The organism is Corallococcus exercitus (assembly GCF_042231735.1).
Taxonomy (GTDB): Bacteria; Myxococcota; Myxococcia; order Myxococcales; family Myxococcaceae; genus Corallococcus; species Corallococcus exercitus_B.
The window spans coordinates 5997568-6019875 of the sequence record NZ_CP102577.1 but is presented as its reverse complement, the minus strand read 5'-3'; the positions used below and the strand labels follow the sequence as shown (position 1 = coordinate 6019875).

At 72.1% G+C, this 22308-nt stretch carries 22 protein-coding genes; 9 read left to right on the top strand and 13 right to left on the bottom strand.

Going from position 1 to position 22308, the window contains the following annotated elements; genetic code table 11:
- Position 1 precedes the first annotated feature (1 nt).
- The gene (locus NR792_RS23730) at positions 2-370 is read right to left on the bottom strand and encodes a hypothetical protein (RefSeq protein WP_375754955.1); all 369 of its coding nucleotides are present in this window, start codon (positions 368-370) and stop codon (positions 2-4) included.
- Positions 371-501: 131 nt separating this feature from the next.
- Here NR792_RS23730 and nrfH point away from each other — a divergent pair, with 131 nt between their 5' ends.
- Positions 502-1020 carry a cytochrome c nitrite reductase small subunit gene (nrfH, locus tag NR792_RS23725; RefSeq protein ID WP_375754954.1) on the top strand — a complete coding sequence of 173 codons (519 nt, stop codon included), beginning with the start codon at positions 502-504 and terminating at the stop codon, positions 1018-1020.
- The gene (locus NR792_RS23720) at positions 1017-2483 is read left to right on the top strand and encodes an ammonia-forming cytochrome c nitrite reductase subunit c552 (RefSeq protein WP_375754953.1); all 1467 of its coding nucleotides are present in this window, start codon (positions 1017-1019) and stop codon (positions 2481-2483) included. Before nrfH ends, NR792_RS23720 begins: the two co-directional genes overlap by 4 nt.
- A gap of 11 nt (positions 2484-2494) precedes the next feature.
- Here the strand turns inward: NR792_RS23720 and NR792_RS23715 are convergent, their stop codons facing one another.
- The 7 genes from NR792_RS23715 to NR792_RS23685 all read right to left on the bottom strand — a co-directional run bounded on the left by NR792_RS23715 (position 2495) and on the right by NR792_RS23685 (position 10066).
- Positions 2495-3934, bottom strand: coding sequence for a hypothetical protein (locus tag NR792_RS23715; protein ID WP_375754952.1), 1440 nt, complete (start codon positions 3932-3934; stop codon positions 2495-2497).
- Positions 3935-4242: 308 nt separating this feature from the next.
- Positions 4243-5487 carry a hypothetical protein gene (locus tag NR792_RS23710; RefSeq protein WP_375754951.1) on the bottom strand — a complete coding sequence of 415 codons (1245 nt, stop codon included), beginning with the start codon at positions 5485-5487 and terminating at the stop codon, positions 4243-4245.
- 8 nt (positions 5488-5495) lie between these two features.
- The gene (locus tag NR792_RS23705) at positions 5496-5807 is read right to left on the bottom strand and encodes a 4a-hydroxytetrahydrobiopterin dehydratase (RefSeq protein WP_375754950.1); all 312 of its coding nucleotides are present in this window, start codon (positions 5805-5807) and stop codon (positions 5496-5498) included.
- A 75-nt stretch (positions 5808-5882) separates the two neighbouring features.
- Positions 5883-7367, bottom strand: a complete 1485-nt coding sequence (gene glpK / locus NR792_RS23700; protein ID WP_375754949.1) for a glycerol kinase GlpK — start codon at positions 7365-7367, stop codon at positions 5883-5885.
- Between the two features lie 213 nt (positions 7368-7580).
- Positions 7581-7817, bottom strand: coding sequence for a hypothetical protein (locus NR792_RS23695; protein WP_375754948.1), 237 nt, complete (start codon positions 7815-7817; stop codon positions 7581-7583).
- A gap of 395 nt (positions 7818-8212) precedes the next feature.
- Positions 8213-9196, bottom strand: a complete 984-nt coding sequence (locus NR792_RS23690; protein WP_375754946.1) for an SDR family NAD(P)-dependent oxidoreductase — start codon at positions 9194-9196, stop codon at positions 8213-8215.
- 252 nt (positions 9197-9448) lie between these two features.
- Positions 9449-10066 carry a TetR/AcrR family transcriptional regulator gene (locus NR792_RS23685; protein ID WP_375754944.1) on the bottom strand — a complete coding sequence of 206 codons (618 nt, stop codon included), beginning with the start codon at positions 10064-10066 and terminating at the stop codon, positions 9449-9451.
- A 71-nt stretch (positions 10067-10137) separates the two neighbouring features.
- On the opposite strand from NR792_RS23685, the gene NR792_RS23680 reads away from it, so the two are divergent.
- Positions 10138-11031 carry an NmrA/HSCARG family protein gene (locus tag NR792_RS23680; RefSeq protein ID WP_375754943.1) on the top strand — a complete coding sequence of 298 codons (894 nt, stop codon included), beginning with the start codon at positions 10138-10140 and terminating at the stop codon, positions 11029-11031.
- On the opposite strand, the gene NR792_RS23675 is transcribed toward NR792_RS23680, so the two are convergent.
- Positions 11028-11468 carry a DUF3574 domain-containing protein gene (locus NR792_RS23675; protein WP_375754942.1) on the bottom strand — a complete coding sequence of 147 codons (441 nt, stop codon included), beginning with the start codon at positions 11466-11468 and terminating at the stop codon, positions 11028-11030. The genes NR792_RS23680 and NR792_RS23675 overlap by 4 nt on opposite strands.
- A 93-nt stretch (positions 11469-11561) precedes the next feature.
- Between NR792_RS23675 and NR792_RS23670 the strand changes: the two genes are divergently transcribed.
- The gene (locus NR792_RS23670; RefSeq protein ID WP_375754941.1) at positions 11562-11975 is read left to right on the top strand and encodes a DUF6194 family protein; all 414 of its coding nucleotides are present in this window, start codon (positions 11562-11564) and stop codon (positions 11973-11975) included.
- Between the two features lies 1 nt (position 11976).
- On the opposite strand, the gene NR792_RS23665 is transcribed toward NR792_RS23670, so the two are convergent.
- Genes NR792_RS23665 through NR792_RS23655 form a run of 3 tightly spaced genes read right to left on the bottom strand, consistent with a single transcriptional unit; the run spans position 11977 to position 16442 of the window.
- Positions 11977-13176 (bottom strand): lipocalin-like domain-containing protein, encoded by a 1200-nt coding sequence (locus NR792_RS23665; RefSeq protein ID WP_375754939.1) that lies wholly within the window; start codon positions 13174-13176, stop codon positions 11977-11979.
- 3 nt (positions 13177-13179) lie between these two features.
- Positions 13180-15720 (bottom strand): FtsX-like permease family protein, encoded by a 2541-nt coding sequence (locus NR792_RS23660; RefSeq protein ID WP_375754938.1) that lies wholly within the window; start codon positions 15718-15720, stop codon positions 13180-13182.
- Positions 15717-16442, bottom strand: coding sequence for an ABC transporter ATP-binding protein (locus tag NR792_RS23655; RefSeq protein ID WP_375754937.1), 726 nt, complete (start codon positions 16440-16442; stop codon positions 15717-15719). The genes NR792_RS23660 and NR792_RS23655 overlap by 4 nt, the downstream gene beginning before the upstream one ends.
- Positions 16443-16668: 226 nt before the next feature.
- On the opposite strand from NR792_RS23655, the gene NR792_RS23650 reads away from it, so the two are divergent.
- Complete coding sequence (locus tag NR792_RS23650; RefSeq protein ID WP_375754936.1) at positions 16669-18786, top strand: ATP-binding protein; 2118 nt, start codon at positions 16669-16671, stop codon at positions 18784-18786.
- Here the strand turns inward: NR792_RS23650 and NR792_RS23645 are convergent.
- Positions 18740-19573, bottom strand: a complete 834-nt coding sequence (locus NR792_RS23645; protein WP_375761685.1) for an alpha/beta hydrolase — start codon at positions 19571-19573, stop codon at positions 18740-18742. The two genes, NR792_RS23650 and NR792_RS23645, sit on opposite strands and share 47 nt — an antisense overlap.
- A gap of 70 nt (positions 19574-19643) precedes the next feature.
- Here NR792_RS23645 and NR792_RS23640 point away from each other — a divergent pair, with 70 nt between their 5' ends.
- From NR792_RS23640 to NR792_RS23625, 4 genes are read left to right on the top strand one after another with little or no spacing between them, the layout of a single operon-like run.
- The gene (locus tag NR792_RS23640) at positions 19644-19937 is read left to right on the top strand and encodes a DUF3467 domain-containing protein (RefSeq protein ID WP_375761684.1); all 294 of its coding nucleotides are present in this window, start codon (positions 19644-19646) and stop codon (positions 19935-19937) included.
- A gap of 56 nt (positions 19938-19993) precedes the next feature.
- The gene (locus NR792_RS23635; RefSeq protein ID WP_375761683.1) at positions 19994-20746 is read left to right on the top strand and encodes a hypothetical protein; all 753 of its coding nucleotides are present in this window, start codon (positions 19994-19996) and stop codon (positions 20744-20746) included.
- Between the two features lie 43 nt (positions 20747-20789).
- Entirely contained in the window at positions 20790-21689 is a 900-nt protein-coding gene (gene hemF, locus NR792_RS23630; protein WP_375754935.1) for an oxygen-dependent coproporphyrinogen oxidase, read from the top strand.
- Positions 21689-22201, top strand: a complete 513-nt coding sequence (locus NR792_RS23625; RefSeq protein WP_375754934.1) for a hypothetical protein — start codon at positions 21689-21691, stop codon at positions 22199-22201. Before hemF ends, NR792_RS23625 begins: the two co-directional genes overlap by 1 nt.
- Positions 22202-22308 lie beyond the last annotated feature (107 nt).

The window sequence follows — 22308 nt, the reverse complement described above, 5'->3', positions numbered from 1 at the left end:
GCTAGGGTGCCTCGACCGTCGCGGGAGGCGGGACGGGGCGGGCCCCCAGGTCACCCGGCGTCGGCTGGGCCTTGGCGCAGCGCCACTCCACCCGCTGCGGCATCGCGAGGCCGAGTGTCAGGACGCTGACGAGCGCGAAGCCCACGTTGGTGCTCTGGGTGACCTCCGCGAGCGCCTGGTCCTGGCAGTTGTCCACCCGGGGCCGCTCCTGGACCAGGCCCCAGCCCAGGGACCAGAGGACCTCCCCCTGTGGCTCGGTGGCGCCGGTCCCCGCGGCACCGGGCGCCTGGACGCGGTAGTGGGCACAGGCGGAGCCGAACCCCAGACACAGCACCACCGCCGCACGCCGCCACCCCGGTCGCTTTGCCATGCTCCCCCCACCTGTCCCGAGCATGGGCCTTGGAGGAGGGGCGGGGCCACGCGGTCGGCGGTCGTGGACGTCTGTCGGATCCACGCCGAAGTCTGTGACGCGCGGTGAGCAATCCAGGTAGGTTGCCCCACGTGCTCACCGCATCCCGCACCGTGCTGGCCGTGACCCTCGGGATTGCCATCGGAGTGGCGGTCGGCCTCGGCGGCTTCACCTTCGCGTACGCGAAGGGCTCGTCGTACCTGCGGGACGACCCTGCCGCCTGCGCCAACTGTCACATCATGAACGAGCAGTACGACGGCTGGCGCAAGAGCAGCCACCACGCGGTGGCCACCTGCAACGACTGCCACACGCCCGCGGGCTTCCTTCCCAAGTACTACACGAAGGCGAGCAACGGCTTCTGGCACTCCTTCTACTTCACCACCGGCACCTTCCCGGACCCCATCCGCCTGCGTCCGGGCAACCGCGTGGTGACGGAGAACGCGTGCCGCAAGTGCCATGCCTCCATCGTGGAGGCCATCGAGACGCCCCCCGCGGGCCACGCGCAGGTGGCCCCCGGCGAGCAGCTCCAGTGCCTCACCTGTCACAACTCCGTGGGCCACCCCGAAGGGTCGGGCAACCCCGAGCTCATCCGTAAGGAGATTGCACGATGACCGAGCCCGAGAAGGCTCCGGAGAAGCGCCGGCGGTTCAGCGGCACGAAGCTCGTGGTCGCGGTCGCGGTCGCGGCGGCGCTGGCCTCGGCGGGCGTCACCGCCCTCCTGGTCAACATCATGGAGCGCAAGCAGGAGGCGAGGAACCCCTTCTACCGGGTGGTGGAGCTCGACGACACCATCACGGACCCCGCCGTGTGGGGGAAGAACTTCCCGCTCCAGTACGACGGCTACAAGCGCACGGTGGACCAGCAGCGCACCCGCTACGGCGGCAGCGAGGCGGTGGCGCGCACGCCCACCCAGGCGGACCCGCGCTCGGTGGTGGCGCAGAGCCGGCTGGAGGAGGACCCCCGGCTGGTCACCATGTGGAGCGGCTACGCCTTCGCCACCGACTTCCGCGAGGAGCGCGGCCACGCGCACATGCTCGAGGACCAGGTCTTCACCGAGCGGCAGCAGGTGACGAAGCAGCCGGGCACCTGCATCCACTGCCACGGCAGCGTGTACGTGCCCTACAAGAAGCTGGGGGACGGGGACCTCATCAAGGGCTTCGAGAAGATGAACCAGATGCCCTTCGCGGAGGCGCGCAAGCTGGTGGAGCACCCTGTGTCCTGCATCGACTGCCACGACCCGTCCACCATGCAGCTGCGTGTCACGCGCCCCGGCTTCATCGAGGGCATCGCCGCGCTCAAGGCCAGCCAGGGCGTGCCGGACTTCAAGGTGAACCAGGACGCCACCCGCCAGGAGATGCGCACGTACGTGTGCGGGCAGTGCCATGTCGAGTACTACTTCAAGGGCAAGGAGAAGCGCCTCACGTACCCCTGGGCCAAGGGCATCAACATCGATCAGATCATGGCCTACTACGACGAGGACGGGCACGCCGACTGGACCCACGCGCTCACCGGCGCGAAGGTCCTCAAGGCGCAGCACCCCGAGTTCGAGATGTACAACCAGGGCATCCACGCGAAGAGCGGGGTGGCGTGCGCGGACTGCCACATGCCCTACCAGCGCCAGGGTGCGATGAAGATCAGCGACCACCACGTGCGCAGCCCGCTGCTCAACATCAACCGCGCCTGCCAGACCTGCCACAAGTGGAGCGAGGCGGAGCTGCTCCAGCGGGCGGAGACCATCCAGACGCGCACCTTCCAGACGCGCAACATCGCCATGGACGCGCTGGTGGACCTCATCCACGACCTGGAGAGCGCACAGAAGGCGGGAGCGCCCGAGGAGTCCCTGGCCAAGGCGCGCGACCTGCAGAAGCGCGCCCAGTTCTACCTGGACTTCGTGGAGGCGGAGAACTCCATGGGCTTCCACGCGGACCAGGAGGCGGTGCGCATCCTGAGCAACTCCATCAACTTCTCCCGCCTGGGCCAGAACGCGCTGCGCCCGGGCGGAGGGGCCTCCACCGCGCCGAACCAGCGCCCCGAGGGAGCGCCCGCGCCCAAGGGAGACGCGGGCACCCGGTAGCCGCCGCGCGGTCAGTACTTCACGCGCACCAGGAAGACGTCGCCGCGCGTGGGCCTCAGCTTGTCCACGCCGAAGTCCGTGACGCGGTCGGTGTAGCCGAACAGCACCGCGTCACCGTCCGGCATCAACGTCACCGCCGGCACCGCCTCCACGCCGTACAGCTCGCCGCGAGCCTCCGGCGTGGCGCCCAGGAAGAGGCGTGACGCCAGGGGCTGTCCCGTGGGGTCGAAGCGCTGGGTGAAGAGCTGCGCGGACCCCAGGCCGTCCGTGCCCGTGGTGCCGTTCTCCAGCCACGAGTACGTGTAGCCCACCACCAGCACCTCGCCGGTGGAGTGGATGGCCACGCCCTGCACGGACGCGTCCACGCCCAGGTCGCGCGCCCAGCGCTCGGTGCCGTCCGCGCCCGTCACCACCACGAAGGGGCTGGGGCTGGAGGCGCCCTTCAGCGACGCGCCCGCCCAGGAGAAGCTGCCCTGGAAGTCGCCGCCCGCCACCACGTCCCCGGCGGCGTCGCGGCTCACGTCCCGGACGCTTCCCTTCACGCCCGGCCGCACCTTCGCCCAGCCGAGCGCGCCGTTGCCCCGGTACAGCGCCACGAAGGGGCTGCCCGAGCCGGACCCCTGCGTGACGTTGGTGCCGAAGCGCACCGTGCCCACGTAGCGCCCCGCCACCGCCACGCTGCCGTCCGCGCCGGGTGACAGGGACAGGGGCTCGGCGCCCGCGCCCTCGGACTCCGCGTTGCCCACGGCGAAGGCGCGCTCCGCGGTGCCGTCCGGCGCGAACACCGCCACGCCGGCCGCCGCGCCCTTCACCGCGTTGCCCAGGTCCACCGAACCCGGCGCGGTATAGGCCACGTACAGCCGGCCTTCCGCGTCCGCCGCCACGTCCTTCACCGTCAGCTCGCCGGGCACCCGGTGCGCCCAGAGCGTCGCGCCGTCCGCGGACAGCCTGGCGACGATGGCGCCGTTGCTGAGCTTGCCCGTGCCCAGGTCCACCGTGCCCTGGATGTTGCCGGCCAACAGCATGCCGCCCGAGCCGTCCGCCGCCACGCGGGCGTGCACGTCGGCGCGCAGCGCTTCGGGCGTGGGGTCCACGCGCACGTCGTACGCGTGCGTCCACAGCGTCTGCCCCGCGCCGGAGCGCCGCGTGAGCACCAGCTCCACGGCGTCATCCGTGGGGGTGCGCGCCTCCAGGTCGTCGTAGCCGTGCACGGCGGCGGTGAAGAGGTCCCCGGTGGCGTCCACCGCCAGGTCCAGCGCCAGGTCGTCCTGGGCCGCGCCCTCCTTCGCCAGCCACAGCGTGGCTCCCGAGGCGGGTGGCACCTTCTCCGGCTCCTTGACCGGAGGCGGCTGGGTCTGGGGGTTCTCATTGCCCGGCGGCGGCTGCGTGCCGCTGCCCGGGGGCGGAACGTCGCCCGGCACCGCGGGCTGATCCGCGGGGGGACACCCCATCTTCGAGTCCTGGCAGGTGTCCGGATCGGGCGTCTCCGCCCCGCCCCCGCACCCCCACCCTCCGCCGATCGCGAAACCCAGCACCGTCGCACCCACGACAGTCCGGCGCCACCCCCGCCCCAGATACATGGAATCCCCTCCGTGTACGGCAGGGTTCGCATGCCATCCCACACCGGCAAATCCGGCACGGAAGGTTGCTCGGCCGCCCGCTGTCGGACGGTGCGAGTGGGGTTCGCGGCGCCGTGGATGGGGGACGCGAGCACCCATGAGGTCCTCGCGTTTACCCACCCGGCGATCAAAGCCAGACACTACCGCCAGAAGCCGATGGAGACGCCCCAGTTGGAGTAGCGGCTCGCCAGGTCGAACGACGCGGTGATGGCCCAGTCCTCCCAGTAGCGCAGCACGAACAGCTCGAAGCCGCCGGTGAGGTGGGGCCGGGGGTTGCGGTCCGGGAAGGGGGACGGCTCCAGCCAGGTGCCCGCGCGCAGGCGCAGGAGGCCCGGGAAGGTGTCCCACTCGGCGCCCAGGCGCGGCTGGAAGGTGGCGGTGTCACCCACGAACTGCGGCTCCGCGGCGGTGGCGAACGAGCGCGAGGACACCGCGTTGCTCACGCTGGAGATGAGGTCCACCTGCGCGGTGATGAGCCACCGGCCGGCGAGCGCGTCGCGGGGCTCCTCCTCCGGCACCGGCAGCGCGTCCCCGTCCACCTGGAGCTGCCGCCGGGCGGCGGGGGACAGCCGGTTGTAGCGGTGCGCGCCCTCGCCCAGCCGCCAGCTGGCGCCCAGCGACAGCACCGCGGGGGACACCACGGCCGCGTGGATTTGACGGCCCGCGATGAAGGGGCTCTGGCCGTCGTCGCGGCGCCAGCCCGCCACCACTTCCGGGCGCACCGCCACGCCAATGCGGTAGGGCCGCCCGTGCGGACGGTAGAGCATGTCCACCGCCACGCCGGTGTCGCCGTAGCGCCAGGACTGGTCACCCATCTCACTGAAGCTGGCCTGCGCGGAGAAGATGCCCAGCGACAGGATGAAGTCGTCCTGGCCAAAGGCCACGGAGCCCGCGAGCACGGACTGGGTGAGGGAGACGCGCAGCTTCTCGCCCTCGCCCCGGCAGCCCAGGGTGATGCAGTAGCCCGTGCGGCTGTTGCGCCACAGGAAGCCGATGCCGAAGCGCTTGTATTGCAACATCAGCGCGCCCAGCAGCTGGCGGTTGTCCACGGACTCGTCGGCCAGGCCGTCGTTGTCCACGTCCCGGCGCTTGGTGCCGGTGAAGGGCAGGTCCAGCCAGGACAGGGTGACGCCCAGGTCCCAGTCCCGCTCCAGGGCGGGGCTGCGCTGGGCCAGGGCGGACAGGTTGCTGGACACGCCCGCCGCGCCCTCCGCGATGCCCACGTACGCGCCGCCCAGGCCCACCATGCGCGCCGACCCCAGGAGCGCGCCGGAGTTGAAATACAGACGCTCCGGGCGGGGCTCCGTGGGCACCTCGTCCTGGGCGGAGGCCGGCGGCGCGGTGAGGGACACCGCGCACGCCAGGGCCGCCAGGGTACCGCGCACGCCGTGAGTCACCGGACAGCGGCCCCTTCGCCGAAGAGGCGGTCCGCCTCCGCCGCCAGGGAGGTGTCGCGGGACGTGAGGCCCCCCGCGTCGTGCGTCACCAGCGCCAGCGTCACCTTGCGCCACCGGATGTCGATGTCCGGGTGGTGGTCCGCCGCCTCCGCCGCCTTCGCCACGCGCTCCACGAAGGCGATGCCCTCCAGGAACGAGGGCGCCTCATAGGTGCGGCGGATCATCCCGCCCTCGTGCTTCCAGGCGGGGTGCTGGGTGAGGAAGGTCTGGAGCGCATCCGGGGAGAGCAACGTGCGGTCGTAGGCCATGGCGGCCGTTCTACCCGCTCCCCCGCCCGATGGAAGCCCCGGCGCGTTCAACCCGCCGGGCTTCGGTGTGTCACTTCACGCTCGCGAAACCGCCTGCTTCCACTTTTCCAGGTGGCGCGCGCGGACCTCGGGCTTCATCTTCGGCTTGAAGGTCCGGTCCGCCTTCCAGGCCCGGCGGATGGCGTCCGGGCTGGTCCACACGCCCGCGCCCAGGCCGCCCAGGAAGGCCGCGCCCAGGGCCGTGGTCTCAAGATTCCGCGGGCGGACCACCGGCACTCCCAGCAGGTCCGCCTGGTACTGCATGAGCAGGTTGTTGGCCGCCGCGCCGCCGTCCGCCTTGAAGGTGGGGATGTCCCGCCCGCTGTCGCGGCGCATGGCCTCCGCCAGGTCGTGGATTTGAAGGGCCACGCCCTCCAGCGTCGCGCGCGCCAGGTGCGCCACGGTGGTGGAGCGGTCGATGCCGGCGAACAGGCCGCGCGCCTCCGGGCGCCAGTGCGGCGCGCCCAGGCCCGCGAGCGCCGGGACGAAGACGACGTCGCCCGAGTCCTTCACGCTGGCGGCCAGCGCCTCCACGTCCGGAGCCTTCTTGATGACCTTGAGGCCGTCGCGCAGCCACTGCACGGCGGCGCCCGCGATGAAGGAGCTGCCCTCCAGCGCGTAGTGCGTGGTGTTGCCCAGCTTCCACGCCACCGTGGTGAGCAGCCCCGCGGTGGAGCGCACCGGCTGGGTGCCGGTGTTCATGAGGAGGAAGGCGCCGGTGCCGTAGGTGCACTTGGATTCGCCGGGGTTGAAGCACGCCTGCCCGAAGAGGGCCGCCTGCTGGTCCCCCGCCATGCCCGCGACGAGGATGCCGTCCGGCAGGCTGCGCATGCCGCGCGTGGTGCCGTACACCTCCGCGTTGCCGCGGATCTCCGGCAGGCACGCGCGCGGCACGCCCAGGAGCGAGGCCAGCTCGTCGTCCCAGTTGAGCGTGCGCAGGTCCATGAGCAGCGTGCGGCTGGCGTTGGACACGTCCGTGACGTGGGCGGTGCCGCCGGTGAGCTTGAAGACGAGCCAGGAGTCCATGGTGCCGAAGCACACGTCGCCGCGCTCGGCGCGCTTCTTCGCGCCCTTCAGGTGGTTGAAGAACCAGGTGAGCTTGGTGCCGGAGAAGTAGGGGTCCAGCACCAGGCCCGTCACTTCCCGCACGCGGGGCTCCACGCCCTCGGCCTTGAGCCGCTGGCAGATGTCCGCGGTGCGGCGGTCCTGCCAGACGATGGCGCGGGCCAGGGGCTCGGCCGTCTCGCGGTCCCAGAGGCCCGTCGTCTCACGCTGGTTGGTGATGCCCACCACGGCGATGTCGCGGCCGGTGAGGCCGGCGTCCTTGAGGGCGCGCGCGATGCACCACTCGCTGGTGTTCCAGATGTCGATCAGGTCGTGCTCCACCCACGACGGCTTGGGGAAGTGCTGGGGCAGCTCCTTGTAGGAGCGGCCCACCACCTGCAACCGGGTGTCGAGGATGGAGACGTGGGTCCCCGTGGTGCCCTGGTCCAGGGCCAGGACGTATTTCGCCTTCGCCATGCGTGCGGAGCCTCTTTCGTCGGCCAGTGGCCGGACACGGAAGAGGGGACCCTACTCCAAGCGGAGGCGCCCGCACGGACCGCGCGTGCGAGGTGTCAGGCACCGGGAGCTGTCCGTGGAACGCTCCCGTGCCTGCGTGGGGGTGCCGTGGGGGGGCGCCTGACCGGGGGAAGTCCACGGTACTTCCCGGCGCCACCCGCGCACGGCGGCCCGCTAATACCCCACTGACCGCGAGCGGCTGTTCATGAGGCGGCGCAGGCCGTAGGTGCCCAGGCCCGCGAGGACCATCCGGCCCAGGGAGCCGCCCATGCCGGAGGACTGGCGTCCCCGGTAGCCGTAGCCGATGGGACGGCGGCCATAGGCGCTGCGTCCCCGGTTCCAACCGCCGCCGGTGAAGACGCTCCGGCGAGAGGCGCCAAACGCGCTCAGCAGGGTCGATAGCAAAGCCATGGTGTCACTCCGTGGTGAGAGGGGTTACGGGGCCCGAGCGTCCTTCACGGGGATCGGACCCGTGAAGGACGTGTGTGCGTTGAAAGGTGGTCCTCCCGTCGCGTGTCGACACCCCGTGTCGAAGAATGCGCACGGGGCGCCGTGCCCCGGGCCGGGGGGCAGGCGGGCGAGCCCGTGCGCGAAGGCGGCTACGGGAGCCCGAGGAATCCGGATGCATGTCATTGGGTGGGAAGGCATTGGCCGCCTGCCCATCGAACGAAAGCTTCGGCAGGGTGAGGCGTGGCCCACCCGGTTCCCTGCCTTGCGCGGCGTCTCCATCCTTGGACTTTGGAGGTCGCAGGCGGCAGCACGCGTGGGGGTCCGTCATCCCTGTGGGACGGACCCCCATGTTCTTCTCAGGCCCGGGGCACGAGTCCCTGGTCGCGCAGGAAGGCCACGGTGTGGGCCACGCCATCCGGGAGCGGGGTGGGGCGGAAGGCCAGCTCACGCTGCGCCTTGGCCGCGTTCACGCGGGCCTCCCAGCGCATGAAGGACAGCTGACCGGGCGCGACGAGCGGCGTGAAGGGGAATACGCGCGCGAGCGGCGCGGACACGCGGGCCAGGGCCTCCATGAGGAAGACGGGCGCGACGGCGGGCGGCTTGCCGGCTCCGGCGGCCTGGCTGATGGCGAGCGCGAGGTCCGCGGTGCTGACGTACTGGTCGGCGACGAGGTAGCGCTCGCCGTTGACGCCGGCTTTCGCGGCGGCGAGGTGCACGTCGGTGCAGCCGTCCACGTGGACCACGGACATGCCGCCCGGCGGCAGCAGCGGGGCCTTCTTGTTGAGCAGCTGGATGAAGAAGGAGTTGAGGCCCACGTGCACCGGGCTGGGGCCGTAGACGGCGGCCGGGTTGACGAAGACGACGTCCAGGCCCTGCTGGCGGATGGCCTCCACGGCGCGCTCGGCGTCCTGCTTGGAGCGCTCGTAGGCGGTGGGCTTGGGGTGCGGGTCGATGTTGGCTTCGGTGAGCTCGCCGCCCCGGGGCGCGGCGAAGACGTCCATGGTGGAGGTGTAGACGACGCGGCGCACCTTCGCGGCGTGCGCGGCGGACAGGACGTTCACGCTGCCCTGGCGGTTCACGCGGTCGAAGATGGAGTCATCCCGCTGCCACTGCTCCGGCATGCCCGCGGCGTGGAACACGAGCTCCACGTCCTGCATGGCGGCGGGCAGGGTGCCCGGGGACGTGACGTCACCCGCGAAGAGCTGCACGGAAGCAGGGAGCAGCTTCGCGGCACGGGCCGGGTCGCGCACGAGCGCGCGCACGGAGTTCCCCTGCTTCACGAGCCGCTGCGCGATGGCGTTGCCGATGAGGCCGGTGGCCCCGGTGACGAGGACGTTCATGCCGGCATCTAAGCCCCCGGGCATCCTTGCTGTACACCTTCCCCCTGACACGCCTGCGGCCCGGATGGACCCGGAAGCCCGCGCTCCGGGACCGCGCCAGCTCAACTGGTCCGACTGTCGGACCAGTTGGGCAAGCACGCCGCCGACAGGGCGGCCCGCGGGATTCTCGCCTTCTCATTCGTAGGGATGGACTTCATGCCCGAAGGCCTGGCCAGGCCTCCGTGCATCCCGGAAGGCTGAGGACCGCCGGAGTCACCGGTGCCGCGCGCCGCGGGGCTCGGGGCGGCAGCGCAGCCCGTCGAAGAACATCCCCGTGAGGCGGGGGATGCGCTTGAGGTCCGAGGCGTTCTCCGCGGCGGCGAGCGAGATGGCCATGGCCATGCACACCACGTCATCCAGGAGGATGTCGCTTCGCACCTCGCCCGCGCGCTGGGCGGCCTCCAGCAGGCGCTGCCCTTCGGCCGTCGTCGCGTCACAGCCCGCCGTGTGGTTCTTGAGGACGATGCCCAGCGACGCCGCGAGCCCCTTGTACATGCCCGCGCAGTGCACGAGCTCCGTGAGGTAGACGCGCAGCGCTTCCAGTGGGGGCTGGGACTCCGAGCGCTCGCGGCTCTTCTTCGCGAGCGTCAGGAGTTGCTCGTCGCACGTCGCGGCGAGCAGCGCCTCCCGCGAATCGAAGTGGCGGTAGAGCGTGCCAATGCCGACCTCCGCCTGCTTCGCCACGTCGGCGAGTGACGCGTCCGCGCCACGCTCGGAGAACACGGCATGCGCCGCCGCGAGCAGCCGCTCCCGGTTGCGCCGCGCGTCCGCGCGCAAGGCTCCGCCCTTCACGTCCTCCACCGGCGGATTCTGGGCGTGCTTCGCCTTCACTTGAAAAACGGAGGATAGCTCCGTATTCAACCGGAGCAACCCTCCGCTTAGCAAGCGAAAGGCAGGACCGGATGGCGACGAAGAGCGAGACCGTGTTGGTGCTGGGCGCGACAGGACAGCAGGGAGGCGCGACGGCGCGGGCCCTGTTGAGGGACGGCTGGCGGGTCCGTGCGCTCGTGCGCGCCCCTTCAAGCGCGAAGGCCCGGGCGCTTGAAGCCGCGGGCGCGGAGCTGGTGCGCGGGGACATGGGGGACCGCGCGTCGCTCGACCGCGCGGTCGCGGGGGCGTACGGCGTCTTCAGCATCCAGCCGGCCTCGCCACAGGTGCACTACGGCTTCACGGACGAGGACGAGGTCCGCTTCGGCAAGGACATCGCGGACGCGGCGAAGGCCGCGGGCGTGGAGCACTTCGTCTACACGTCGGTGCTGGGGCTGCGTCCCGGCTCGGGCGTGGGCCACTTCGAGAGCAAGTGGCGCATCGAGGAGCACGTCCGGGCGAGCGGCCTCCGCGCGACCATCGTGCGGCCGGGGACCTTCTTCGAGCTGCTGCTGGTGCCGGAGTTTGGCCTGACCCCGCGTGGGCTCCAGTTCTTCATGCGTCCGGACCAGCCCATGCAGTTCATCGCGGCGGAGGACATCGGCGTGCTGACAGCGCGCGTGTTCGCGGATCCGCGCACCTACGTGGGGACCTCGTTGGAGCTGGCGGGGGATTCGCTCACCGGCGACCAGCTGGCGGAGCAGATCAGCCGGGCCACCGGGACGGCCCTCTCCTACGCCCGGTTCTCGCCGGAGGTGCTCGCGGCGGTCCCGATGCTGCGCAAGCTCGTGAAGATGATTGACGAGGGGTGGGTGGCCGGGAACGCGGACATCCCGGCGCTGCGGCGGCTGGCACCGGGCCTGCTCACGTTCGATGCATGGCTGGAGCGCGGCGGCGCCGCGGCGCTCCGGGAACGCCTCGCGGCCTAGAACGCGACGCAGGGCTGGGAGTCGATGCGCAGCACCGACTCCTGGCGGAACTGGCTCTTGTACTCCTCGCGGATGGTGTCGATGTCCGCCGAGCGCGCCGCGCTGCCGTCGTGCAGCAGCACCATGACCTTGGTCCGCTCCTGCACCACCTCACCGCTCTCCAGCTGGTACTGCCCGTAGGCGTCATACACGGTCAGCCCGTCCTGGAAGCGGGGCGTGACGGACGCGTCCACGAAGGCCTGGAACTCGGCCTCGCTGACGGGCTCGCCGCCCACGCGGTTCCGGCCGAAGTACAGGTCCGACTGGAACTGGGGACTGCCCACCGTGCAGCTGGGGCCGTCGTCTTCACCGCCACACGCCGTGGCGCCCGCCCCGAGCGCGAGGGTCAGGCCCAGCAACAGGCGTGAGGCAACCGCGGACATGTCCGAGAATGGCATGGATTGAAGCCCCCCAAAGACCGAGAGGGGAGAATGCCCCAGGCGTTTCCGCGCATGCTAGACCTGTCCGGGTCCGACTTCGGGGAGGTGGGCATGACGGGAGCCATCAGTTTGGAAGCCCTGGCGGCGTATATCCGGGATGCGTTCCGGGACGTGCACATGGATGCGCGGACGCCGGACGTCTTCTTCTTCGCGGGAGACGAGCGGCAGCACCCCTTCGCCACCATCGTCACGCGGGACACGGAGCTCGACCACCACTCGAAGCTGGACCGCCCGGGCGTGTTCCGGCTGAACCTGTGCGTGGGCAAGGACAGCTTCCACAAGCTGTTCCCGGAGCCCCACCCGAACGTCGACTTCACGGCCCTGGACGTGCTCCTGCCGCACCCGGTCCATGCGCGGATGTTCTGGCTGAGCGTGCTCAATCCCAGCCACGAGACGTTCTACGTGCTGCGCCCGTACCTGCGCGAGGCTTACGACCTCCAGATGGGGCGGACCGCCCGGGGCTGACTCACGGCGTGCGGCTGCGGACGGTCTCGTCGCTCCGGGGAGAGTCCGCGTACCCGGTCATCTCCAGGTAGCCGCGCCCCTGCACGGGGTTGCCCTCGCGCGTGCCGTCCACCGTCACCGCGCCCTCCCAGTAGCGCACCAGCACCGGCAGCTCCTGGTCTGGGAGCTTGGGCGTCACGGTGAGCTCCAGTGCCACCTTCGGGACCTGGACGCGCCAGCCCGCCGGGTACTCGCCACCGCGTGGACTCTTCCAGGTACCGCGCCGCTCCAGCTTCATGTCCTCGGCCGATAGGTGCACGGCCTCCCCCGTCGCGGGGATGTACGTGCCCGCGCTGAACGGATCCGTCGTCCCGTCCTTCTTGCGCAGCTGGTAGAGCATCAGCTCGCTGCCGTCGGAGAACTGGAGCGCGAACCAGTCCCAGCCCACCTGGTCCCCGCTCAGCGCGCTGGTGCTCCACTCGCGGTCCATCCAGCTCTCGCCCTTCACCTGCACCGACTGCCCGTCCACCGACACCGTGCCCCGCGAGGGCATGCGCGACAGCGAGTAGTAGTAGGACGCGTTGCCTCGCTGCGGCCCCTTCTGGCTCAGGCCCCGGTCACCCTGGAGCACCGGCGGCTTGCCCTGGTCCAGCGTCAGCTCCAGCGTCACGCCGTCGCCCTGCGCGCGCAGGTGCATGGGCCACGTGCCGTCCGGGCCCTCGCCGCGCACGTCCCAGTCCTGAAGCCAGACATGGAACGGCGTCCCGTCCGCGCCCGCGAGCCCCTGCGCCGCGCGGCTGAAGCGCTCGCTGACGTGGAAGCGCCCGGCGCTCACGTCCGTCAGCGTGAAGTGCCCCATGAACACCTGCCGCGTGCCCCAGCCGGACTCGCGCTGCGGCTTCTCCGGCGACAGCGCGCTGCGGAACAGCGTGAACTGGTAGCCGAAGGCCCGCCCGTCCTGCGTCTCTAGATTCCCCGTCCAGTACCACCACTCGGTGCGGAAGTCGGGGTGGGGGCCGTGGTCCTCCGGGAAGCGGAAGGGCCGGGGCTCCGTCGCGCGCGCGTAGCCCTCCATGCTGCCGTTGCCGCCCATCGCGGACGCGACCGTCATGCCGCTCGCGTTCCCGGGCCCGGTGTCCTCCGTGTCCCGCAGCACCACGCCCACCGCCACGCCCAGCGCGGCGAGCACCAACACCACCCCGATGACGAGTCCCCGCCCCATGCCTCACTCCTCCCGCAGCGCCATGGCCGGGTTCGCGCGCGCCATGCGCCACGCCGGGTACAGCCCCGCGAGCGCCGCCGCCACCAGGGCCAGCACCAGCGCCTGTCCCACCACGCCGGGCGCCACCACCAGCTGCAACGTCCACCCGAACGAGCGCTGGTTGATGACGTGCACCAGCACGTACGCCAACGCCAGGCCCAGCGGGATGGAGAACAACCCCGCGAGCAATCCCAAGAGCCCCGTCTGCAGCGACACCATGCCCCACAGCTGTCCCGGCGTGAGCCCCGTCGCGCGCAGCACCGCGAACTCGCGCGCCCGCTCCAGCTGCAATGACATCAGCGCGCTCAGCACGCCCACGAACGCGACGCCAATGGCCAGCAGGCGCAGCACCTGCGTGATGGTGAAGGTGCGGTCGAACACCTCCATGGAGGCCTGCCGCAGCGCCCGGTTCGCGCGCACGTTCAAGGCCTGCTCACCGCCCGCGCGGTCGCGCACCCGGGCCACCAGCTCGTCCACGTCCTGCCCGGGCGCGGCGAAGAGGGACAGGCCGGACACGCCCCGGTCCTCGTACCAGTGCTCATACGTGGCGCGCGGCATCAGCACCGTGCCCACGTCCGAGCCATAGTCGAAGTACACGCCCGCCACGCGGAAGTCGTGCGGCCCCTTGTCCGTCGCGACGCGCAGCGTGTCGCCCGCGTGCACGTTCCGGTGGAACGCGAAGGGCTCCGACACGATGAGCGCGTCCGGTGACGCGTCCAGCTGCCGCCACACGTCCTCCGCGCGCCCCTCCTTGAAGCGGTACGTCCGCTCGTGCCCCTTCGCGAAGTCCACCGCCAGCAGGTCCGTGTCCACGTCGTTGATGCGCACGTGGATGACCCGGATGGAGCCGCTCGCCTCGACGCCGGGGGTGGACCGCAGCTTCTCCGCGAGCCCCGGCACCAGCGAGGAGTCCCCGCGCCGCGCCACCAGCGACGGCGGTGACACGAACACGTCCGCCTGCAACGCGGACTCCAGCCACGCGGCCACCGTGCCCCGGAAGCTGGACACCATCAGGCCCACGCCCACCGTCGTCGCCACCGCGACCATCAGCGCCGCCAGCGCCACCGCCGTGCGCGACAGGCTCGCCGTCACGCCGCGCGCCGCCATGCGCCCCAGCGGACCGAACAGCGCGCCCAGGGGCCGCGCCGACGCCACCGTCAGCTTCTCCGTCACCCAGGGCACCAGCAGCGCGCTGCCCAGCAGCACGGCGAAGAGTCCCGCGTACGCGGGCAGCAGCGCCTGCGTGGGCCACGCGAGCACCGCCGCCGCGATGCCCAGGATGAGCACCCCCAGCACCGCCAGCCGGGGCGCCCGGTTGCGTGACACGTCCTCCACCGTCGAGCGCCGCAGCGCCGTCACCGGGGCCGCCCGCGCCGCCTCCCACGCGGGCACCAGCGCCGCGAGCACCGTCGCGCCCAGGCCCAGGCTCAGGCCTTTGATCAGCGTGAACGGCTCCAATGACAGACGCCGCACGTTCACCACGAAGTACAGGTCGTTGATGGTGCGGGTGATGAGGCCCACCAGTCCGCTGGCCATCAGGATGCCCAGGAGCAGCCCCGCCGTGGTGCCCACGATGCCCAGCAGCAGGGCCTCCCCCAGCACCACCGCGAACAGCTCGCCGCGCGTCACGCCCACCGCGCGCAGCCGGCCCAGCATCCCGCGCCGCTGCACCACGGAGAACGTCATCGTGTTGTAGATGAGGAACATCCCCACCACGAGCGCCAGCAGCGACAGCGCGGTGAGGTTGGTGCGGAACGCGCGCGTCATCTGCTCCACCGTGCCCGCGCGCCCGGACGTCTGCACCAGCTCCGCGCCCGGCGGCAGCGCGGCACGCAGCGGCGCGGCCTGGGCCTCTCCGCCCTTCAAGCGCAGGTCCACACGCGTCAGCCGGCCCTCTTGGCCCAGCACCTCCTGCGCGGTGGAGATGTCCGCGATGAGCAGCGACTCCAGCGCGCGCTCCGTCGTCTCCTGCGCCGGCGTCAGCAGGGCGGACACGCGCAGCTCCCGGCGCAGCCCCGTCACCGTCACCGGCAGCGGGTCCCCGGCCTTCACGCCCAGGGCCCGCGCCGTCTTCGCACCCATCACCACCGTGCCGGGCCGCGTGAGCAGCGCGCCCACGTCGCCCACCGCGTTCCCGGTGGAGAAGTCCCGGAAGGGGGCTTCCGCGAACGGATCCAATCCCAGCAGCGTGAGCGTGCGCTGGTTGCCGCCCTCCACCTGCACGAAGCCCTGCACCACGGGCGCCGCGTCCGGCGCGTCCGGCCGCAGCTTCAGCGCCGTGTAGACGGCCTCCGGCAGGCCGGACGTGCCGCCGGTGATTTGATGCGTGGCGCGGCCCGCGACGACGTCCGTGGACTGCTCGAAGGCGCGCAGCGCGCTGCCGCTCGCCAGGTCGATGGACACCACCACCGCCACGCCCATCGCGATGCCCAGGAGCGACAGCGCCGTGAGCCACGGGTGTCCGCCCAGGTGCCGCAGGCTGGAGCGCGCGAGCAGCGCCCTCATGACGTCGTCCCCCGGCCGCGCCCGCCGGGGCGGTCCACCAGCCGTCCGTGCTCCAGGGTCAGCACGCGGTCCGCGCGCGCCGCCATCGCGGGCTCGTGCGTGACGATGAGCGCGCACGCGTTGCCCTGCCGCGTGAGCCCTTCCAGCAGGTCCAGCACCTGGCCCCCTGTCTCCTCGTCCAGGTTGCCCGTGGGCTCGTCCGCCAGGAGCAGCGGCGGGGCGTGGGCCAGCGCTCGCGCCACCGCCACGCGCTGCTGCTCGCCGCCGGAGAGCCGGTCCGGGAAGCTGTTCCCGCGGGCCCCCAACCCCACGCGGCCCAGCAGCTCCCGCGCCCGCGCGCTGGCCTCCGCGCCCGGGCGGCCGAGCAGCTCCAGCGGCAGCCGCACGTTCTCCTCCACCGTCAGCGTGGGCAGCAGGTTGAAGGCCTGGAAGATGAAGCCGATGCGCTCGCGGCGCAGCAGGGTGCGGTCGCGCTCCGGCATGCGCCCCAGGTCGCGGCCCTCCACCCGGATTTCGCCGTGCGTCGCCTGGTCGATGCCGCTGATGAGGTTGAGCAGCGTGGACTTGCCGGAGCCGCTGCGCCCCAGCAGCACCACGAACTCGCCCCGGTGCAGGGCGAGCGACGTGCCGGAGAGCACCTCGCGCACGGAATCGCCTTCCGCGTAGGACTTGGTGACGGCGCGCAGCTCGACGAGAGGCGAATCGGAAGGAGAGGAAGGCATGCCGGGCATCCGACATAGCCGATGCCCGGCGTCCGGGAGCGTTTCCGCGCCTGGCCGGGACGGATGCCCGCTACTGGACGCCAGCAGCGCCAGGGAGCGCTCAGCCCATGACACCTGGCAGGTTGTCCGGGTTGCTTTTCGTGCCATGCGGCACGTCCCGGTGTTTGATGGTCACCTCTTCTCGCCGGAAGCCCTGTCTTCCGCCGGGGTGGGGGGGGCTACACACATGAGCGATGCCCAAGCCGGCTGGGTGGCGGCGCCCGGCGGCGTGCCCCCGCGGCTGCATGAGCTGCTTCAGCAGCTCCCCGCCTTCTTCGGCCTCTATCGCGGCCCCGTCCACCTCATCGAGTTCAGCACCTCCACGCGCCTGACGCTGCTCGACACGCACGGCCGGGTGGGCCTGCCGCTGCGCGAGGCCTGCCCCCTGTTGGAGGGCCCCGGCTGGCACGAAGCCTGGGACCGCGTCTTCACCACCGGCGAAGCGCTGCACCTGCGTGAGGCCTCCGCCCGCGCGCGCCCCACGGACGAGGAACTCTTCTTCAACCTCTCCCTGCTGCCGCGCCGCGATACGAAGGGCCAGGTGGAGGGCGTGCTCGCCTTCGCGGTGGACGTGACGGAGCTCGTGCGCACCCGCCGCGCCGCGTGGACCACCGCGGCCTGGCGCACGGAACGCCTGCAGGCGATGACCGCCGCGCTCTCCGAGGCGCTCACCCCCGCGCAGGTGGTGGAGGTGGCCGCGCGTGAAGGCGCCCTCGCGATGGGCGCCCTCACCGGCCTGGTGGTGGTGCCCGAGGGCGCGACCCTGGACGTCTTCGAGCGCGCCGCCGCGCATGGCTTCTCCCCGGGAGAGCTGGAGGGCTGGCAGCGCTTCGAGGCCTCCGCCACGTGTCCCCTCACGGACGTGACGCGCACGCGCGAGCCCTGCGCGCTGGGCTCGTGGGCGGAGTGCCTGGCGCGCTACCCGCGCCTCGCGCAGCTGTCCTTGGAGCGGACCCTGGCGGCGTGGGCGGCGGTGCCCCTGGTGAGCGGCGGGCGCGTGTTCGGCGCGCTGGGCCTGGGCTTCGGCGACGCGCGCGACTTCGACGCGGCGGAGCACGCCTTCCTGCTGACGGTGGGCCGGCTGTGCGCGCAGGCGCTGGACCGCGCGCGGCTGTATGACGAGGAGCGCGCGGCCCGGAGCGTCGCGGAGGCCGCCAGCCGCGCCAAGGACGCGTTCCTCGCCACGGTGTCCCATGAGCTGCGCACGCCGCTCACGTCCATCCTCGGCTGGTCGCAGATGCTGCGGCAGGGGCTGCTCGGTGAAGACAAGCGCCAGCGCGCGGTGGAGGCCATCGAGCGCAACGCCCGCGCGCAAAGACAGCTCATCGAGGACCTGCTCGACATCAGCCGCATCGCCAGCGGCCGGCTGCGCCTGGAGCGGGTGCCGCTGGAGCTGGGCAGCGTGGTGGAGGCGGCGCTGGACGCCGTCAGGCCCACGGCGCTCGCGCGCGAGCTGACGCTCACCGTCTCCGTGGACGCGGACGGCGTGCCGCTGTTCGGCGACCCGGACCGCTTGCAGCAGGTGGTGTGGAACCTGCTCTCCAACGCCATCAAGTTCACCCCGCCCGGCGGCCACGTGACGGTGTCCGCGCGTACGCGCGACGAGGGCGCGGAGCTGGTGGTGCGCGACGACGGCGAGGGCATCCCGCCCGACTTCCTGCCCCTCCTCTTCCAGCGCTTCCAGCAGGCGGACACCAGCGTGAGCCGCCAGCACGGCGGCCTGGGCCTGGGCCTGTCCATCGTGCGGCACCTGGTGGAGCTGCACGGCGGCGCGGTGACGGCCGCCAGCGAAGGGCCAGGCAAGGGCGCCACGTTCACCGTCGTGCTGCCGAACGCGCGCGTGGGCAGGGCGCCGGGCTCCTCGCGCGAGCCTCGCCCCGTGGAGGGCCTGACGCTGCCGCGCTTCCCGGAGCTGGAGGGCCAGCGCGTGCTGGTGGTGGACGGCCAGCCGGACGCGCGCGAGTGGATGTCCGTGCTGCTCACCCGCGTGGGCGCGCACGTGCTCACCGCCACCAACGTCACCGACGCCATGGACGAGGTGCGCCGCTCCCCGCCCACGGTGCTGGTGACGGACGTGACGCTGTCCGGCGAGGACGGCTATTCGCTGCTGTACCGGCTGCGCGCGCTGCCGTGGGATTCCGGAGGCGGTGTGCCCGCGCTCGCCGTCACCGCCGCCGCGCGCCGCGAGGACCGCGACCGGGCCCTGCGCGCGGGGTTCAGCGCCTTCGTCACCAAGCCGCTCGACGCGGTGGAGCTGCTCACGGCGGTGGCGCGTCTTGCGCCAGCCCATCAGGCTGGCTCCTGAGGTCGTCGTCCCGCGCCGAGGGCTGACGCCAGGGCTGGAGGAAGTCCCCCACCTCCTCGGAGAGCCGGGCCCCGCACACGTCGCGCGGGATGATGTGGAAGCCCTCCGCGTAGGCCACGAGCCGCACCGCCGGGGACGCCGTCATCCGCCGCGCGAGCCAGCGTCCGCCCTCCGGGTCCACCACGTGGTCCTGCTCCGCGGTGGCCACCAGCACCGGGCATCTCACCCGGGGCGCGTCCACCACCGCCAGGTCTTGAAGGGTGCACAGGTCGCGCAGCCGGGCCACCGGGAACGCGGGCAGCACCGGCGCCTGGGCCAGCGTGGCGGGGTCGGAGATGTCCGTGCCGCCCTTGTCCACCCACGGCGTCGTCCACTCGAGCAGCGGCGTGCGGCACAGCTGGCGCACCAGCGCCATGCGCGCGCCCCGGAAGCGGATGGCGGGCGCCACCAGCGCCAGCGCGTGCACGGCTTCCGGTTGCCGCGCGGCCAGCCGCAGCGCCAGGAGCGCGCCCATGGACAGTCCGGCGACGAACACGCGGCGGTACCCGGAGAGCGAGGCCAGCGCGTCGTCCGCGCACGCCTGCCAGTCGCGGTGGTCCACGTCCAGCATCGCCTCCGGCGTGGTGCCGTGGCCCGGAAGCCGGGGCGCCACGACGCGCATGCCCCGCGCCGCCAGGGCCTCGCCCAGGGGGCGCACCTCCCACGGGCTGCCGGTGAAGCCATGCAGGAGCAGGCAGGCGTCCGGCCCCCGCCCCAGCGCGAAGGGCGCGGTGGACTCCCCGTCGATGTCCCGCCAGCGCGTGCTCACGGGGAGGACACTGGCCACGGCGGGCCTCAGGCGCTATGCCGCCTGCCTCATGGCGGACACTCCGACGAAGCCCCCCGAAGTGCAGCTCCAGGTGCAGATGAGCGAAGAGGTCTCCAATGGCCAGTACAGCAACCTGGTCCTGGTGAACCACACGGACTCGGAGTTCGTCCTGGACTTCCTCTACGTCCAGCCGCAGCAGCCCCTGGCCCGCGTGCGCTCGCGCATCATCACCAGCCCGCGCCACGCGAAGCGCCTCCTGAAGGCGCTCCAGGACAACGTGCAGCGCTACGAGGCGCGCTTCGGCACCCTCCCGCTGGACGAGGACGAAAACCCCCGGCACTGAGGGGCGGGTCGCCAGGGACTTTCCCTGGCGGCCGTTCCCGGCGCACACTGCGCGGCATCGTGTTCCGCGCCCTCGTGTTCGCCGCTGCCCTGCTGTCCGCCGCCACCGCCTCCGCCCAGTGCACGGGGGACGGCGTGCAGCTGTATCCCGCGCCCGGGGGCATCGTCCCCACCAACATGCGCCTGCTGCTGGAGGGCGTGGGCACCGCGAAGTCGCCCGTGCTGGGGCTGGTGGGCAAGCCGCTGAAGCTGGTCTCCACCGACCACGAGGTGAAGCTCAAGGTCACCAAGGGCTGGGAGAGCTCCCTGGGCCGCGCGACCATCATCCTCAAGCTCGCGGAGCCGATGAAGGCCGACAAGCGCTACTTCCTGAACCTGCAGGAGGTGCTGCCCAACGTCTCCCTCCTCAACGGCCAGGTGGGCGCGCAGCCCTCATGGCTGAGCGGCAAGGGGCCGGACTCCAAGGCCCCCAAGTGGGTGAAGCGCCCCGCCGTGTCGGAGGGCTTCGTGCGCCGCTCGCCCCAGGGCATCGCGCGGTTCGTGAAGCTCAACCTGGCGCTGCGCGAGGAGAGCCCCGCCTTCCTGGTGGTGAAGCTGTCGCCGCGCCGCCTGGGCCTCTCCCCCCAGCAGTACCTGCTGCCCGTGCAGGGCAACACCGCTTATCTGGGCCATGAGGCCTGCGGTGGGGCGTTCTCGCTGGAGGACGGGCGCAGCTACCGCGCGCGCATCGAGGCCTTCGATGCAGCGGGCAACCTGGCGCCGTCCACGCCCCCCGTGGACTTCGAGGCCCCGTCCGCCCAGGGCCCCTAGTAGTGTTTCCGCCCGTTCAACCCGCGACAGGGAGACAACGGGCATGACGGCGACGGTGGACGTGGAGGGCTTGAAGGGGCGCATGGCCGCCTTCATCCAGAAGCTCCAGGACGACATCTGTGGCGCGCTGGAGCAGCTGGACGGCCAGGGCCGCTTCCGCGAGGACGCGTGGACCCGCCCGGGCGGCGGTGGCGGCCGCAGCCGCGTGCTGGAGGAGGGCGCCGTCCTGGAGAAGGCGGGCGTCAACATCTCCATCGTCCACGGCGAGCTGGAGGAGGCCTTCGCGAAGAAGCTCCAGGGCGAGGGGCGCACCTTCTGGGCCGGCGGCCTGTCGCTGGTGCTGCACCCGCGAAGCCCGCACGTGCCCACGGTGCACGCGAACTACCGCTTCATCCACCAGGGCGGCCGCGCGTGGTTCGGCGGCGGCGCGGACCTGACGCCGTACTACCTGGACGACGAGGACGCGGCCCACTTCCACCGCGTGCACAAGGCCGCGTGCGACGCGCACGACCCCACGTACTACCCGCGCTTCAAGGCCGCGTGTGACACGTACTTCCACCTGCGCCACCGGGGCGAGGCGCGCGGCGTGGGCGGCCTCTTCTTCGAGAACATGGGCGGCGACCTGGAGCGCGAGTTTGCCTTCGTGCAGGCGTGCGGCAACAGCTTCATCCCCGCGTACCTGCCCATCGCAAAGAAGCACAAGGACACGCCGGTGACGGAAGAACAGCGCTTCTGGCAGGAGGTGCGCCGGGGCCGCTACGTGGAGTTCAACCTCGTCTACGACCGGGGCACCATCTTCGGCCTGGAGACGCAGGGGCGCACGGAGTCCATCCTCATGTCGCTGCCGCCGCGCGTGCGCTGGCGCTACGACTACCACCCGGAGCCCGGCACCCCGGAGGCCCGGCTGGTGGAGGTGCTGCGCAATCCCCGGGAGTGGGCCTGATGTCCGCGTCCACCGAGCCCGGGCCCGCGCGCCCGCGCAACACCGGCGTGCGCCTGGGCATCGCCGTCACCGTGTTCGCGGCGATGGCCGCCACCGCCGTGTTCATCGTCCGGCTCCCGGCGATGAAGGGCGGCGGATCCGCTTCGCCGGAGCAGGTGGCCAACGAGGCCCGCATCCAGGTGCTGGCCCTGTGCGACGCGGTGCAGGGCTTCCGTGACGAGCACGGCGACTACGTGCCCATCGCGCCCTCTCCCGTCCCCGTGCCCCAGCGGGGGGAAGCCGTGCCCTTCCCGAAGGACCACGAGGACTTCCGCCGCATCGGCTTCGAGCCCGGCCCCGCCGTGCACCTGCAGTACGAGGTGCGGGTGGAGGAGAGCCCCGTGGGCGAGCCGGAGGTGTCCTGCCTCGCCCGCGCGGACACGGACGGTGACGGCCTCAACGCCGTCTACCGCATCCGTCTGGATGCCAACGGGATGACGACCCCCGTGGAGGTGGATCACGAGGGGGAGTAGCCCCCCATGCAACTCCGGGTTCTCGTTGTGCGAGAATCCCAGGGATGGGAAACGTCGGCGACATCCGCGGCCCCCGCGTGGGTGGGACTCACGGCCCCGGCGGGCCC

Coding starts and splice junctions, on each gene's coding strand:
- NR792_RS23730 (WP_375754955.1), bottom strand. CDS start 370: ATGGCAAAGCGACCGGGGTGGCGGCGTGCGGCGGTGGTGCTGTGTCTG.
- NR792_RS23720 (WP_375754953.1), top strand. CDS start 1,017: ATGACCGAGCCCGAGAAGGCTCCGGAGAAGCGCCGGCGGTTCAGCGGC.
- NR792_RS23715 (WP_375754952.1), bottom strand. CDS start 3,934: ATGGGGTGTCCCCCCGCGGATCAGCCCGCGGTGCCGGGCGACGTTCCG.
- NR792_RS23705 (WP_375754950.1), bottom strand. CDS start 5,807: ATGGCCTACGACCGCACGTTGCTCTCCCCGGATGCGCTCCAGACCTTC.
- glpK (WP_375754949.1), bottom strand. CDS start 7,367: ATGGCGAAGGCGAAATACGTCCTGGCCCTGGACCAGGGCACCACGGGG.
- NR792_RS23695 (WP_375754948.1), bottom strand. CDS start 7,817: ATGGCTTTGCTATCGACCCTGCTGAGCGCGTTTGGCGCCTCTCGCCGG.
- NR792_RS23690 (WP_375754946.1), bottom strand. CDS start 9,196: ATGAACGTCCTCGTCACCGGGGCCACCGGCCTCATCGGCAACGCCATC.
- NR792_RS23680 (WP_375754943.1), top strand. CDS start 10,138: ATGGCGACGAAGAGCGAGACCGTGTTGGTGCTGGGCGCGACAGGACAG.
- NR792_RS23675 (WP_375754942.1), bottom strand. CDS start 11,468: ATGCCATTCTCGGACATGTCCGCGGTTGCCTCACGCCTGTTGCTGGGC.
- NR792_RS23670 (WP_375754941.1), top strand. CDS start 11,562: ATGACGGGAGCCATCAGTTTGGAAGCCCTGGCGGCGTATATCCGGGAT.
- NR792_RS23665 (WP_375754939.1), bottom strand. CDS start 13,176: ATGGGGCGGGGACTCGTCATCGGGGTGGTGTTGGTGCTCGCCGCGCTG.
- NR792_RS23660 (WP_375754938.1), bottom strand. CDS start 15,720: ATGAGGGCGCTGCTCGCGCGCTCCAGCCTGCGGCACCTGGGCGGACAC.
- NR792_RS23655 (WP_375754937.1), bottom strand. CDS start 16,442: ATGCCTTCCTCTCCTTCCGATTCGCCTCTCGTCGAGCTGCGCGCCGTC.
- NR792_RS23650 (WP_375754936.1), top strand. CDS start 16,669: ATGAGCGATGCCCAAGCCGGCTGGGTGGCGGCGCCCGGCGGCGTGCCC.
- NR792_RS23640 (WP_375761684.1), top strand. CDS start 19,644: ATGGCGGACACTCCGACGAAGCCCCCCGAAGTGCAGCTCCAGGTGCAG.
- hemF (WP_375754935.1), top strand. CDS start 20,790: ATGACGGCGACGGTGGACGTGGAGGGCTTGAAGGGGCGCATGGCCGCC.
- NR792_RS23625 (WP_375754934.1), top strand. CDS start 21,689: ATGTCCGCGTCCACCGAGCCCGGGCCCGCGCGCCCGCGCAACACCGGC.